Here is a 14,894-nt window from a genome sequence, read left to right on the forward strand (position 1 = left end):
TTCTTAAATTCTACATCGTAAGTGACTCTAATTTTTCCCATAGAAAAATCCCCTCCATAGTAAACAGGTTAATGTGCTTTCTTTTTCCTGTTTACTATAAGGGGATCATATCACAGGGTGAGATGCCTTCTTTTTATCTTTTAAATCCACCTTCTGAATGAATAACTTGCCCTGTAATCCATCCTGCTTCTTCACTTACTAAAAATTTAATGAGTCTTGCTGCATCCTTTGGCTCACCAATTCTACTAAAAGGAAACATCGGCTTTAATCCTTGCTTTATCCCTTCAGTCATCCAGCCTGTATCGGTTGGACCTGGATTAATTGCATTCACTGTTATTCCTAAATGGGCCACTTCCGCTGACAACGTACTAGTGAGGGCATCGATGGCTCCCTTCGTTGTTGCATAAGCTAGTTCCCCGGCCATAGGCCCTTTAAATTGTCCCGAAGTAATACTAACAATTCTACCACCAGACTGCTTCTTAAATCCTCGAGCAAACTGACTACTTAACAATGTAGTCGCACGGACATTTACCATTTGAGACTCCCACGACTAAAGTCGCAAGCCCGAATCCTTACGGATTTACGGGTGGGATTCTTGAATGACTAATCGTTCGCAATACATTTCTGCTTTGAACAGCCTTCAAGATAAGGGCATCTCATTGCCCCTCCTAAACCAGACCATAAAGGTGCTTAGGCTGATTGACTGTTACCATCAATCACAGTTGCGTAGCGAATATTCATCGCTCCAACGATATCACGATGTGTCTTAAACCCACATGAACACTTATATTTTCTATCTCGAGCCTTATTCTTTTTAGCACATTTCGGACAACTTTGACTTGTATACGCTGGATTTACATATTCAATCTGAATACCAGCTATCATTGCTTTATAGGCAATAAATTGCGACAAACGATAAAATGACCAAGTGTGTAGGTTTTTTTCGTTTTTACGGCTTGTTCTTGCCGTCTGTCTTATATTCGTTAGTTGTTCTAATCGAATGACAGAAATATGATTTGCAATCGCAAAATTAATAATCGCACGACTTATTTTGTGATCTTTATCTTGCATCCATCTTTGCTCTTTATCATCCATTCGTCGAATGGCTTTCACTTTTTTGTCTTTTCCTAACTCCTTACGGACACTACGAAACTTACGCTTCTTATATTTATTGTGCCTACCATTCCCAAAGAAACGAACCTTATCATCATCTGTGATTGCTACTGCAGGGACCTTGAGACCTAAGTCTACGCCTAAAATTTTCGTTCCTGTCCTTTTATTGATAGGAAGTGTGACAGATATTTGGGCTATCCACTTATTCGATTTCTTTGTGATGCGAAGTGTACCTAATTTATGTTTTAACAGATTCAGATTACGATTGTTTTTATCACTTAATAAAGCTCGGATTTTTACACGAGTCGACTTTCCATTTACCTTAAATGGGATTGAAATATAAGTAGGATCAAATGAATAATTTTGATTGTTCCATACACAAACAGGTCTCTTTAGAATTGGAATGATTTTATAATGACTTTTCTTTACTTTTGTAGCAAACAAACTTTTCGCATCTTTAATCGCTTGATTTTCCACTGCACTTGGGATATTTGCTTCAATATCTTTTGTGCTTTTTTTCGTACTTTTCTTTGCTTCCACCATTTCCGATACAAGTGTATTTATAACTTTGATATATTCATGACTACTTTGTTCCAATAAACGGATTTGTTCTTTTGTTGGAATCAATTTCACTTTCACTGTTAGGGTCTGTGACATACGTTTCATCCCCTTGTTTTTTGATTTTCAACATCGTGTTCATTTGATACATTTCTAGCAGTCATAACAAAATCAGAACCTATTTATAAACTTTACAACTGCATAAAACGAGGAGGTTTTCCTCTCAAACACTTCGGAATATTCTTCCACCATCATTTATTCTATTTATATCATTTATTTTCGAAAAATTCCAACAAAAAACCAAAGAAACTATCTATACTTTGATACTTAAAGTTCCACGAACCTTGCGATTTTTAGTGGTACTCCGTATCCAACCTCACTTTCATCCCATACCTAAAGGCGATGGGCTTTCTTGTTCAAGAAAAGCTGTAAGAGTATCAATAACTCCCTTCGTTATTGCATAAGCTAACTCTCTTACCATAGTTCTATTAACAGTAAAATTCAAGCTTGATAACAAAGATACTCAAGATGTTGCGCTATCACCTATAAGCTCTACATTAAGAGTGAAGGATGGTACACAATATAAAATTAACGAAGGTATGTTATTAAATTACGACTATAACGCTGCAGGCAAAACAGGAACATCTGGAGAGTTACTGCAAGTATATATTTTAGATCAAGAACAGTATGAAAAGATTTGGAAAGACAAAAGCTTTGAGATTGAGTTAGGACCTATGAGAAATAAAGAGGCAAAAGATATTTCACAAGGTAAAAAAGCTAAGTTTACATTACCTAAATAAATCATATAAGAAAAGAGCCTGAATGCAGGCTCTTTTCTTATTTATACCAAAATTAAACCCTTAACGAACCACGAAATCCTCTAGCAGCATAATAGGAATCTGCTCCATTGTGATACACGAAAACGTGTCCGAAGCGGTAATCGCAAAATAGAGCACCACCAAGTTCTCTAATATCTGAAGGTGTTTGTACCCAACTTGATGATTTCATATCAAAATCTCCAAGTTGTTGCAACTCTCGATATTGTTCTTCAGTTAATAGTTCAATACCCATAGCGGTTGCCACATCAATAGCGTTATTTTCTGGTTTATGTTTTTTTCTTGATTCTAACGCTTCAAGATCATAACAAAGGCTTCTGCGGCCTTTAGGACTCTCCTTTGAGCAATCGCAGAAAATATACTCGTCCTTCTCTTTGTCATACCTAACAACATCCGGTTCACCGCCCGTTACTTCCATTTCGTTAAGTGACCCTAATTTTTCAGGATTAGCATTCAGCTTTGCCTCAACTTTAGCCCATTCAAGACCTTCATGGCGGTTCATGTTTTTCTCAAAACGAGCTTGTAATACTTTTAATAGTTCTTCACGCTGTTCTACTGGTAACACATTTTTATTCTCTGTCATATTAGTCCTCCGAATTACGTTTCCTTATAATCACTTAAATCTTCTCAATAATGGTTTAAATGCAGTTTACAACAAATTATATAATTTGTTGTATCTCTTTTTCAACAATCTAACCCGATTGCACAACGAAAAACCCCTGTGCGGATATCCATTATAGAGTACTAAAACCCTCCATACTTTCTCCAAGAATATAGTGCGAAAACCACATCAAGTTCTGCTTCATAATAGCCACATGAACTCCTGGTTGGTCAGAACTATATGCCATTCCTTTAAATATAATTAATTCTGTATCAACTTCCATATCCTTTAACCCTTGATGTAGCTCATATGCATTTGTAACTGGAATTCTTGCATCCTGTTCACCATGTTGGATTAAGGTAGGCGTACAGGCTGATTTAATATACGTCATTGGTGATGTTTTCGTATATATCTCTGGATCATTCCATGGATTATTTCCTAAATACATCCTAATGAAGTAAGGGATATCTGTATGTACATAATGGGTACTCCAATTAGTAATTCCACCTCCAACTGAAATAGCTTTAAATCTATTACTAAATGTAGAACAGAAAGCTGATATATATCCTCCGTTACTCCATCCCATAACTCCTACTCTATCTTTATCTACTATCCCTTGATCAACTAGTTTATCCACCCCTGATATAACATCATCGTAGTCAGCGATTCCCTGTTTTCTATAGTTTGCTTTTAAGAATTCATTACCGTAACCAGAACTTCCTCTGTAGTTTGGCTCTAAAACGATAAAGCCTTTTTCGATAAACTGTTCAATCGGATACTTCTCATTGAAGCAGTCTGAAAATATCGGAAAGGATGCCCAAGCCGGACCGCCGTGAATTACTACTAATAAAGGATATTTTTTATTTGCGTCAAACTCTACTGGGGTTGATAAAACACCCTCTATTTCAAGACCATCACTACTTTGCCATGAGATGATTTGCCTGTTACTTTTAAGCTTCCCTTCGAAAAAGTTATTTTCATTCGTTATTTTTTTATCATCCAAATAGATTTCAAAGGTTTCATTTGTTATAGCCTTATTATAGGTTATATGATTTCCATCCTTTGTTATAGAGGCATCCATTATAAAGCCATCTACTTTGTCGCTTAATGCTTCCACAGTGCCATCTTCAGCTAGTAATCCAATACGATAATTCGTTTTATCCTGCCATCTAATTAAAATTCCTTTAGCTGTCCACTGTAATGGCGTAACCGTACTATCAAAGTTTGTTAGAGGCTGAATTACCTCTCCAGTATTCATATCATATATCTCTAATGTACTGTCTTGTATATGGGTCTTATAGTAATCCTTCTCCCTTATACTTGCTGAGTAACATACTTTACTGCCTTCAGGAGAAAAACAAACGCTCCCTCCCAACAACTTATCTATATTCAGCTTTTGTAGCTCTCCAGCTTTACTATCTAATATGTATAGATCTCCATTCATATAATCTTCCATATTTGAGCTTGGTGTAGCCATGAATACAACCTTTTTCCCGTCATTTGAAATATCAAATTCATGGATATGAAAATCCTTTCCATCAGTTAATGCATATACGCCGCTAATCTCTCGTTCCTCTTTATCATTTTGTATCACTTTTTCTATTTCACTGTAATATAAACAATTATTCTGATGTTCCTTACCTACATGTTGGAAATCTCCATATAGCTCCTTACGTTTCTTTATTTCCTCGCATTTTTTTGATTGTGCAACATAATAAAAACCTTTACCAGTAGGCTCCCATTTGAATGTGCTGATCCCTTCTTCCTCATCAGTAATTTGTACCCCACCATAACCATCTAGTGACTTAACAAAGATTTGATTCCCATTACCGACAGGGCTAAGGTATGCAATATCCCTAGAATTTGGAGACCATAACGGGCATGTACTATCTATATCCCTATTTGTTAATGGATAACTTTGCTCCTTATCTTTTTCATATACCCATACATGATTCCTATATATATTGCCTTTCCAGTTAGTCGTCTTCTTAACAAATGCTACGTTTTTGCCATCATCACTTATGTTTGTACTTGATACGGTTGGTAATGAAATAATCTCTTCTATACTTAAGTATGTTTTTTTATTTATTTGCATTAATAAGCCCCCTCGTAATGCCTAATAATCTCTCGTCTCTTCTTGTCGTAATAAAGGAAATTGTTCAAGAATACTTAAAATGATAACGGAAAATTCAGATAAATAAAAGTGATACTTTAGTGGAGTACGGGCAGCCTGACTTTCTCCTATCGATTTTAGATGTTCTTTTTAACACAAAAATACCCCTTTAGATAGCTATATCTAAAGGGGTAAAACATCACATCTTTATTTCAAATCTACCAAGATCCTACTCAACCGTAACAGATTTAGCTAAGTTACGTGGCTTATCAACGTCACACTCGCGGTGAAGTGCTGCGTAGTATGAAATAAGTTGTAATGGAATAACTGCTACTAGCGGTGCTAGTGCTTCGTGTACAGCTGGTAATACGAAGCTGTCGCCTTCCATTTCTAAGCCTTTCATTGAGATGATACATGGGTTAGCTCCGCGTGCTACTACTTCTTTCACGTTACCACGAATTCCAAGGTTTACGTGCTCTTGTGTAGCAAGGGCGATAACTGGTGTACCGTTTTCGATTAAGGCGATTGTACCGTGTTTTAATTCTCCTCCAGCAAATCCTTCTGCTTGGATGTAAGAGATTTCTTTTAGTTTTAACGCACCTTCTAAACCTACGAAGAAGTCTACGCTACGTCCGATGAAGAAGCAGTTACGCGTTGTTGCTAAAAATTGTTTTGCTAATGCGTCCATTTCTTCTTTTTGATCACAAAGTTCTACCATTGCATTTGCTATAAGTCCTAGTTCGTATGTTAAATCGAAATCAAGAACTTCACCTTTCGCTTTAGCAATATCAGCTGCTAAAATTGAAAGTACTGCAAGCTGTGCTGTGTAAGCTTTCGTTGATGCAACTGCGATTTCTGGTCCCGCATATAACGGAAGTGTATAATCTGCTTCACGAGAAAGTGTAGAACCAGGTACGTTTGTAATTGTTAATGCTTTATGACCCATTTCGTTTGTTTGTACAAGTACTGCACGACTATCTGCTGTTTCACCACTTTGCGAAATGTAAATAAAGAATGGTCTTTCTGTTAATAATGGCATGTTGTAAGAGAATTCGCTTGCTACGTGTACTTCAACTGGCATTTTTGCAAACTTCTCGATAAATTGCTTTCCAACAAGACCTGCATGATAACTCGTTCCACATGCAATGATGTAAATACGATCGCTATCTAAAATCGCATTGCGGATGTCTTGATCTAATTCAATTTCGCCATTTTCATCTTGATACTTTTGAATAATATTACGGATTACAAGTGGTTGCTCATCGATTTCTTTAAGCATGAAATGAGGGTATGTTCCTTTTTCAATATCACTTGCGTCTAATTCCGCTGTATAAGGTGCACGTTCAATCGTTTCACCTTGTAAGTTTTTAATTGTAATGCTTTCTTTTGTTACAATTACAATTTCTTTATCCATTAACTCGATAAATTGATCTGTAACTTGTAACATCGCCATAGCGTCGCTCGCCACAACATTAAAGTTGTCACCAACACCTACTAATAGCGGGCTTTTGTTTTTAGCAACATAAATCATGTTTGGATTTTCAGCATCAAGTAGTCCGATTGCATAAGAGCCATGTAAAAGAGATAGCGTATTACGGAACGCTTCTTCTACACTTAGTCCTGTGCTCACTTGTTGTTCCATAAGCTGCACGATAATCTCTGTATCTGTCTCACTTACGAACGTTACATCTTGTAAATATTCCTTTTTCACTAACTCATAGTTTTCAATTACACCATTATGAACTAGTGTAAAGCGTTTTGATGTACTTTGATGCGGATGCGCGTTTACTTTGCTTGGAACACCATGTGTAGCCCAGCGTGTGTGACCGATTCCCACGCTTGTTGCTACGCTCTCATCTACGATTTCGCGAAGTTTTGCAATACGGCCTTTCTCTTTGTATACAACAACACCGTTCTCTGCTTGTACTGCAATACCTGCTGAATCATATCCACGATATTCTAGCTTTTCTAAACCTTTTAATAAAATTTCCTTTGCATCTTGCTCTCCAATAAATCCTACGATTCCACACATGTTTAGTCGCCGTTACAAATGCTTACACTGCTCTGCGAACATGTAACGACATAGTCCGATACCATTTATTTATATTAAAAAAACGGATTACATATCGCTAGCCCTGTAAGCTTGTAACGGCTTCACCTTCCTCTCAATTGGGTTTAAGTCCGTATACACTTATACAGCTAGTTTTCATCCGTTCCTTTTCTCTCATCACACTTTCACCTTTGTCCACTAAGTCACCTTAATGATTTAAGTAAAAGCTTACGGTTATGATGAACAACCGGGAGTCATCCGCCGAAATCTCGATAAACTCCACCTCGTCAACTACACTACTTGTAGTTCTGGCGCTTTTATAATTTACAATATTTACTTTGAGAAAAAGAACAAGACCATCTTATAACAAACAATATAAACCGTCAATGAAATTTTTTTCATCGTCTATAAAACATATGAAAAAGGAGCACTTCTTGTGCTCCTTTTCAATAAATTCACTGAATTATTCAGCGCCAACTTCAGCTTTCACAACTTCTACAATACGGTGTACATAAGCATCACAAACTTCTTGTGTTGGTGCTTCTGCCATTACACGAATAAGTGGCTCTGTTCCAGATGGACGAACAAGAATACGACCGTCACCGTTCATTTCTTCCTCTACAACACGAATAATTTCTTTAATTTTTTCGTTTTCTAATGCTAATTTTTTATCTGTTACACGAACGTTTACTAGTAATTGTGGGAATTTCGTCATCTCACCTGCAAGCTCAGATAATGGCTTTTTCGTCATTTTCATAATGTTTACAAGTTGAAGTGCACTTAACATTCCATCACCAGTTGTAATGTAATCAAGTAAGATGATGTGACCTGATTGTTCTCCGCCTAAGTTATATCCACCACGCTTCATTTCTTCCATTACGTAGCGGTCACCCACTGCTGTTTTATCACTTGTAATACCGTTTGCTTCAAGTGCTTTGTAGAAACCTAAGTTACTCATAACTGTTGAAACAACTGTATTATGTTTTAATTGACCAGTTTCTTTCATGTACTTTGCACAAATAAACATAATTTGATCGCCATCAACGATGTTTCCTTTTTCATCTACAGCGATTAAACGGTCTCCATCACCATCAAAAGCAAGGCCGATGTCAGCACCTTTTGTTTTTACTAATTCAGCTAATACTTCTGGATGCGTAGAACCTACCCCATCGTTAATATTCATACCATTTGGTGAAGTTCCCATTGTTGAAATATCAGCTTCTAAATCTGCGAATAAGTATGGAGCTAAAGAAGACGTAGCACCATGTGCGCAATCTAAAGCAATATGTAAACCAGAGAAATCTTCCTCTACAGTTTGTTTAATATATTGTAAATATTTTTGTCCACCTTCAAAGTAATCGCTCACTTGTCCAAGATCAGTACCTGTTGGACGTGGCAATTCATCAACTTCTTTGTCTAATAAAGCTTCGATTTCTGCTTCTTGCTCATCTGTTAATTTAAAACCGTCTGAACCGAAGAACTTAATTCCGTTATCTTGTACCGGATTATGAGATGCAGAAATCATAACACCCGCTTGTGCATCTAATGCTTTTGTTAAATAAGCAACACCTGGTGTAGAAATAACACCAAGGCGCATTACTTCTGCTCCAGTTGATAATAGACCTGCTACTAAAGCTCCTTCTAACATATGACCAGATACACGCGTATCGCGGCCAATAATTACTTTTGGACGGTCTGTATCTTTCGTTAATACATAACCACCAAAACGTCCAATTTTGAACGCTAATTCAGGTGTTAACTCCTGGTTTGCAACCCCGCGCACTCCATCTGTACCAAAATATTTACCCATTATGATTCGCTCCTTTTTCTTGCCCTTTTTGATTATCCACTGTTGGTTCTTGACTAGTTTCTTTATCTTCATTTTTTCCCTGGTCCTTTTCTGGATCAGGTTCAGGTTCAGGTTCAGCTTCAGGATTTTTTGGTTTTTCAGTTTGATTATCTTGATTATTATTTGAATCTAGTTGTTCACCGTTACCCTGCACTTCTTTATCTGGATTTTCTTTCTTCACAATTGTAACTTTAGCACTTTTTTGTTTTGGCTCTATTGCAACATTACCAGGGCCGCTCACCTGAATCGGAATATCTTTCGTCCCTGAAGATACATTTTGCAAATTAATTGCTGCTGTTATTTGAGCAGCTGTTATTTTATCTACTATACTTGCTTCTCCTGAAATATCAACGCTTATCTTCCCATCCTGTGGCGAAAGTAGCTGGGCAGTAACATCTTTAGGGATCCCATTTTTTTGAATTGAGATACCATCAATCGTTCTAGTTTTCGTTTGTTTGTTTTTTTGCACCCCTACGGAAACCTTCACTTGATTTGGTTTCGCACTTATTACACCCTTTGGCAATAAAACAGAGGTATCGAATGCTGTAGAATCTGTCAATTGACTAAGATCTACTTCGACCCCCTCTATAGATTGTATATTATCCAAAATATCTTTTGGACCCGCTATCGTTACCTCTCTCGGTTCAACACTAATATTTGTAACAGCCAATCCTTCTGGTAAACTGCCCTTTTTCGTATACGTTATAGGAACAGTTTTTTCAGTGTTATTGGCTGTAGCTTGCGTCGCTACATTCAACTTTACATTAATTTTAGATGGATTTGTCCTTACATTTAAACGTTTTCCTTCTTTATTGTATAATGTAACTTCGGCTGTTTTTGTAACAGTTTTATTAACACCTTTTAAATCGATATATGCCTTAGCAGAAGAAATACTTTCAATTTCTTCTTTCGTACCAACTACTTCAACAGTATCAGGTGTAATACTTGATTTCTCAAGAGTAACACCTGCTGGCATCTGATCTTCATTTGATAATTTTAAATCTACATGAATATATTTTTTCGCTTTTTCATGAAGAGTGACTTTAATTTTTGACGGTTGAACGGTCCCTTTCACATCATCGGGAAGTCCGTTCGTTTTTAAAGAAACTTCATAAGTTCCTTTTTGACGGCCTTGCAAATCAACTGGTATGTCAAATTGTTTTTTTGCTTTTGCTGTAGCAACTGCGGATTTTGGACCTTCTAACTTCACCTTGACTCCCTCTGATGGAATACCACTTACAATATATTTATCTTCGTCATACTTAAGGTTAATAGCATAATTAGTTAATGTTTCTTTCGCTTCACTTACGAAAGGTACTATACCCGATGTTGTATTTTTTTCAGTCAAAGTCGCTGACATAAAAAGCATGCACGCCAATAGTAATGAGATTCCTTTTAAAAACCAATGATTCTCCATTAACTTATCCATGACGCTTTCTCCTCCAATTCCATAAAGACGAAGAGGTCGTTTTTTCGTTCACACTAAATTCAGCTAACAACATATCCTTCAGCTGTTCTGTCTTCAACTCACGATGCAACTTACCATTTTTCGTTAAAGAAATTTGGCCAGTTTCTTCGGACACAACTACTGTAATACTATCGGTGACTTCACTAACTCCCATTGCAGCACGATGCCTAGTTCCTAACTCCTTAGAAATAAATGGACTTTCCGATAGCGGAAGATAACACGCTGCTGCTTTAATTGTACTTCCTTGCATAATTACTGCTCCATCGTGCAGAGGCGTATTTGGAATGAAAATATTAATGAGTAATTCCGATGATACGTTTGCATTTAGCGGAATACCCGTTTCCACATAATCAACCATACCGGTCTCTTTTGACAAAGTAATTAATGCACCAATTCTACGTTTTCCCATATATTCCGTTGCTTTTGCTATCGCTGTCGCAACCATTTCAGGTTCATCATCCTCATGAGTTCCAACACGTGAAAATAAACTCCCGCGCCCTAGCTGCTCAAGTGCTCTTCGCAATTCTGGCTGAAAGATAATAATAACGGCTAAAAATCCCCACGTTAATACTTGTTCAGTTAGCCAATATAGCGTATGCAATTCAAGGAAAATACTGATCATCCGAACGACAATAATAACTGTAATTCCCTTTAAAAGTTGAACAGCTTTCGTCCCTCGGATTATAAGAATTAGCTTATATATAATAAACCATACAACGGCAATATCTAATACCGTACTAAGATATTTCAAAATGGTCGTATCTTCAAAAGGCATGCTAACCCTTCCTCCTACTTACGAGCAATTCTATCCATATATTGAAATATTGTTTTATGCTCTATCTGTATGTATTTCCAACAACTAGTTAATTATACCATACATGAAACAAACAACAATTACAAACAACCCCCTTTAGTTTAAATTGGTAAGATGTCAAACTTTCTTATCGTACAGTATAATATAAATCATTATTATACGCCTATTTTCAAATAAAAAAAGCAACTTCTCAGTTGCTTTTCTTACATTTATTTTAGTTTTTCACCGAATAAAGAACCCATTAAAGCAACCGCTGTTGTTGCCGTTCTATTTCGCTCATCTAAAATCGTATTTACTTCAACAAACTCGGCAGATGTAACAATATCAGCTTCCGCTAACATTTCCATCGCTAAGTGGCTTTCACGATAAGATAGACCACCTATTACAGGCGTTCCAACCCCTGGTGCGTCATGAGGATCAAGCCCGTCTAGATCTAATGATAAATGAACACCATCAGTATGAGATAAATACGCAATTGTTTCTTCCATAACAGCCGTCATACCCATACGATCGATTTCATGCATTGAGAATACTTTAATACCTTCATCGCGAATAAAGTCTTTTTCTCCTTCATCTAATGCACGTGCACCGATAATTACAACATTCTCTTTCTTCACCTTTGGATATGCTTCGTATAAGTCTACAAGCGTGGGATGTCCATAGCCTAAACTTGCTGCAAGTGACATACCATGAATATTTCCAGATGGTGAAGTTTCTTCTGTATTTAAATCACCATGTGCATCATACCAAATAACACCTAAATTTTTATAATGTTTTGCTACACCAGCTAGCGTACCGATAGCGATACTATGGTCACCACCTAATACAAGTGGAAAACGACCTTCTTCTATAATATGATCCACCTTACTTGCTAATTCATTACATACAGTTGCAACTTGTGTAAGGTTTCTTAATTTTGTATTTTCATCTACTTCTTTTTCTCTCTCAATACATATATCTCCCAAATCTTTAACGTCATATCCAATTTGTTCAATTCTTTCAATTACCCCTGCATAACGGATCGCGCTTGGTCCCATATCAACCCCGCGACGCATCTGTCCTAAATCCATTGGAACTCCAATAACTGAGATTTCTTTTTTCATAGATAGTATCCCCCTTTTATGCCTTCCTAAATATTTTAAATCTTTTATATAGTCTGACTCAACTCGACATTTTCCTGCATGGATATACAATTTATTCAGTTATATCTGCGTTAAAATCCAAATCTTAAGACTATTCTATGTATAAAGTTAACTTAATGAAATAACTACTATCACTATTATTAGATAATAATTAAAAACACTTCTACATTTAGAAGCGTTTTTCTGATGCTAGTTTCCACACTGCTGCAATATTTTTTGCTGTCATTTCGATATTCTCTTCTGCCGCATTATATGCTTCTTCTAATGTCATCGGACTCGATGTAATACTAAATACTGCATCGACTCCTTTTTCGTAAACGGCCGGATAATTCGGAGATACAGATCCTCCAATAGCAATCACAGGAATATGAAAATGTTTCGCGCGCTCCGCAACACCTACAGGAGCCTTTCCATATGCTGTTTGTTCATCTATTCTACCTTCACCAGTTATAATTAAATCCGCACCTTCTATATGCTTATCAAAATTTGTATAATCTAATACAATTTCAATTCCCCTCCGCAGGTTTCCTTTTAGAACTCCAATAACGGCTGCTCCCATTCCTCCCGCTGCGCCTGCACCAGGTATTTTAGATACATCAAAAGATAAGTACCATTTAAGGATATTCGCATAATGTTTTAAATTCTCATCCAGCTCTTTTTGCACCTCTACAGTCGCACCTTTTTGACTCCCAAATACGAAAGACGCTCCCCTTATTCCAATTAACGGATTGTCTACATCACATGCAGCTTCTATCTTTATATGTGTTAGACGTGAATCCATTCGCGAAAAATCAATTGTTGCAATCGAATGTAATGCTCCTCCAGATGGCTCTATAACTTTCCCCTCTCCATTTATAAACCTGACTCCCAAAGCTGACAACATTCCTGCTCCACCATCATTTGTAGCACTTCCTCCAAGTCCCAAAATAATATGCTCAGCTCCTTGGTCTAGTGCATGTAATATAAGTTCTCCTGTTCCTTTTGTCGTTGTAATAAGGGGATTTCTCTTTTCAATCGGAACATGTTGTAATCCTGATGCTGCTGCCATTTCAATAAACGCTGTCTTATTATCCTTAGACATGCCATAAAAGGCTTGTACGCTCTCTTTAAGCGGTCCTGTCACGTTAAGTGATATAATTCTCCCACCTGTGGCATCAACAAGTGAATCAACTGTTCCTTCCCCTCCATCTCCAACTGGTATTTTTACATACTCTGCTTTAGGAAAAATTGCTCTAAAACCTCTTTCAATAGCTTCACATACTTCTATAGCTTTTAAACTTTCTTTATATGAATCAGATGCAATGACAACTTTCACAATTATCCCCCATCCTTTATTTTACGTTTTCTTCATTTTAAACGACAAATATGAAAGTTGTCTTTTAAAACACAAAAAAAGCTTACATCATATGATGTAAGCTTTTTCTACTTCGATGGAGCCTAGCGGGATCGAACCGCTGACCTCCTGCGTGCAAGGCAGGCGCTCTCCCAGCTGAGCTAAGGCCCCTTAGTAATTAAGCGGAAGACGGGATTCGAACCCGCGACCCCAACCTTGGCAAGGTTGTATTCTACCACTGAACTACTTCCGCGAAAATGGTGAGCCATGAAGGATTCGAACCTTCGACCCTCTGATTAAAAGTCAGATGCTCTACCAACTGAGCTAATGGCTCTTAAATGGCTGGGCTAGCTGGATTCGAACCAGCGCATGACGGAGTCAAAGTCCGTTGCCTTACCGCTTGGCTATAGCCCATTAATATTTACTAGTATGGTTATCTTTTCAAAAAAATAAACCCTCTCAGGTTATTTTAAAGAAAATGGTGGAGGGGGGCAGATTCGAACTGCCGAACCCGAAGGAGCGGATTTACAGTCCGCCGCGTTTAGCCACTTCGCTACCCCTCCGACATTTAAATATATATGGTGGAGGATGACGGGATCGAACCGCCGACCCCCTGCTTGTAAGGCAGGTGCTCTCCCAGCTGAGCTAATCCTCCAAAAGTGGTGACCCGTACGGGATTCGAACCCGTGTTACCGCCGTGAAAGGGCGGTGTCTTAACCACTTGACCAACGGGCCAAAAATTTAAAAACTGTTCCCAAGCTTCCAACCGGGCTTGAACCGGTGACCTCTTCCTTACCATGGAAGTGCTCTACCAGCTGAGCTATGGAAGCATAATGGCTCCGCAGGTAGGACTCGAACCTACGACCGATCGGTTAACAGCCGATAGCTCTACCACTGAGCTACTGCGGAATAATATTAGCCTGGCAACGTCCTACTCTCACAGGGACAAGGTCCCAACTACCATCGGCGCTAGAGAGCTTAACTTCCGTGTTCGGTATGGGAACGGGTGTGACCTCT

9 protein-coding genes, 9 tRNA genes, 1 rRNA gene and 3 pseudogenes are annotated in these 14,894 nt (G+C 37.7%); 1 reads left to right on the forward strand and 21 read right to left on the reverse strand.

Annotated features, from left to right (window positions below):
- Window positions 1-133 precede the first annotated feature (133 nt).
- Together MR065_RS25770 and MR065_RS25775 are read right to left on the reverse strand one after the other, a co-directional pair.
- Window positions 134-535: pseudogene (locus tag MR065_RS25770) on the reverse strand (SDR family oxidoreductase); the annotation flags it as partial.
- A 155-nt stretch (window positions 536-690) separates the two neighbouring features.
- On the reverse strand, window positions 691-1,770 hold the full coding sequence (locus tag MR065_RS25775) for an RNA-guided endonuclease InsQ/TnpB family protein (RefSeq protein ID WP_242215553.1): 1,080 nt from the start codon (window positions 1,768-1,770) through the stop codon (window positions 691-693).
- A 380-nt stretch (window positions 1,771-2,150) separates the two neighbouring features.
- Here MR065_RS25775 and MR065_RS25780 point away from each other — a divergent pair.
- Window positions 2,151-2,471: pseudogene (locus MR065_RS25780) on the forward strand (DUF5068 domain-containing protein); the annotation flags it as partial.
- Between the two features lie 52 nt (window positions 2,472-2,523).
- Here the strand turns inward: MR065_RS25780 and MR065_RS25785 are convergent.
- From MR065_RS25785 to rrf, 19 genes and pseudogenes are all read right to left on the reverse strand, one after another.
- On the reverse strand, window positions 2,524-3,090 hold the full coding sequence (locus MR065_RS25785) for a DUF4256 domain-containing protein (protein ID WP_242215555.1): 567 nt from the start codon (window positions 3,088-3,090) through the stop codon (window positions 2,524-2,526).
- A gap of 151 nt (window positions 3,091-3,241) precedes the next feature.
- Window positions 3,242-5,203 (reverse strand): S9 family peptidase, encoded by a 1,962-nt coding sequence (locus tag MR065_RS25790; RefSeq protein WP_242215556.1) that lies wholly within the window; start codon window positions 5,201-5,203, stop codon window positions 3,242-3,244.
- 247 nt (window positions 5,204-5,450) lie between these two features.
- Window positions 5,451-7,253 (reverse strand): glutamine--fructose-6-phosphate transaminase (isomerizing), encoded by a 1,803-nt coding sequence (gene glmS / locus MR065_RS25795; protein WP_097903370.1) that lies wholly within the window; start codon window positions 7,251-7,253, stop codon window positions 5,451-5,453.
- A 12-nt stretch (window positions 7,254-7,265) separates the two neighbouring features.
- Window positions 7,266-7,449: pseudogene (locus MR065_RS27850) on the reverse strand (hypothetical protein).
- Between the two features lie 285 nt (window positions 7,450-7,734).
- Complete coding sequence (gene glmM / locus MR065_RS25800; RefSeq protein WP_242215558.1) at window positions 7,735-9,081, reverse strand: phosphoglucosamine mutase; 1,347 nt, start codon at window positions 9,079-9,081, stop codon at window positions 7,735-7,737.
- On the reverse strand, window positions 9,074-10,549 hold the full coding sequence (locus MR065_RS25805; RefSeq protein WP_242215560.1) for a CdaR family protein: 1,476 nt from the start codon (window positions 10,547-10,549) through the stop codon (window positions 9,074-9,076). Before MR065_RS25805 ends, glmM begins: the two co-directional genes overlap by 8 nt.
- Entirely contained in the window at window positions 10,542-11,363 is an 822-nt protein-coding gene (cdaA, locus tag MR065_RS25810) for a diadenylate cyclase CdaA (protein ID WP_097903373.1), read from the reverse strand. The genes MR065_RS25805 and cdaA overlap by 8 nt, the downstream gene beginning before the upstream one ends.
- Before the next feature lie 248 nt (window positions 11,364-11,611).
- Window positions 11,612-12,505 carry an arginase gene (gene rocF, locus MR065_RS25815; RefSeq protein ID WP_000711584.1) on the reverse strand — a complete coding sequence of 298 codons (894 nt, stop codon included), beginning with the start codon at window positions 12,503-12,505 and terminating at the stop codon, window positions 11,612-11,614.
- Window positions 12,506-12,713: 208 nt separating this feature from the next.
- Complete coding sequence (locus MR065_RS25820) at window positions 12,714-13,859, reverse strand: glycerate kinase (RefSeq protein ID WP_242215561.1); 1,146 nt, start codon at window positions 13,857-13,859, stop codon at window positions 12,714-12,716.
- 116 nt (window positions 13,860-13,975) lie between these two features.
- Window positions 13,976-14,048 (reverse strand) — tRNA-Ala (locus MR065_RS25825).
- 10 nt (window positions 14,049-14,058) lie between these two features.
- A tRNA-Gly gene (locus MR065_RS25830) sits at window positions 14,059-14,130 on the reverse strand.
- Between the two features lie 5 nt (window positions 14,131-14,135).
- Window positions 14,136-14,211: transfer RNA gene (locus MR065_RS25835), tRNA-Lys, on the reverse strand.
- A 5-nt stretch (window positions 14,212-14,216) separates the two neighbouring features.
- Window positions 14,217-14,291: transfer RNA gene (locus tag MR065_RS25840), tRNA-Gln, on the reverse strand.
- A gap of 65 nt (window positions 14,292-14,356) precedes the next feature.
- Window positions 14,357-14,440, reverse strand: a tRNA-Tyr gene (locus MR065_RS25845).
- A gap of 16 nt (window positions 14,441-14,456) precedes the next feature.
- Window positions 14,457-14,532 (reverse strand) — tRNA-Val (locus MR065_RS25850).
- Window positions 14,533-14,537: 5 nt separating this feature from the next.
- Window positions 14,538-14,612 (reverse strand) — tRNA-Glu (locus tag MR065_RS25855).
- A gap of 22 nt (window positions 14,613-14,634) precedes the next feature.
- Window positions 14,635-14,707, reverse strand: a tRNA-Thr gene (locus MR065_RS25860).
- Window positions 14,708-14,711: 4 nt separating this feature from the next.
- Window positions 14,712-14,786: transfer RNA gene (locus MR065_RS25865), tRNA-Asn, on the reverse strand.
- 9 nt (window positions 14,787-14,795) lie between these two features.
- Window positions 14,796-14,894: ribosomal RNA gene (gene rrf, locus MR065_RS25870) — 5S ribosomal RNA — on the reverse strand; the annotation flags it as partial.

It is taken from the genome of Bacillus cereus group sp. BfR-BA-01383, from assembly GCF_022663495.1.
In the GTDB taxonomy this organism is placed as follows: Bacteria; Bacillota; Bacilli; order Bacillales; family Bacillaceae_G; genus Bacillus_A; species Bacillus_A cereus_AU.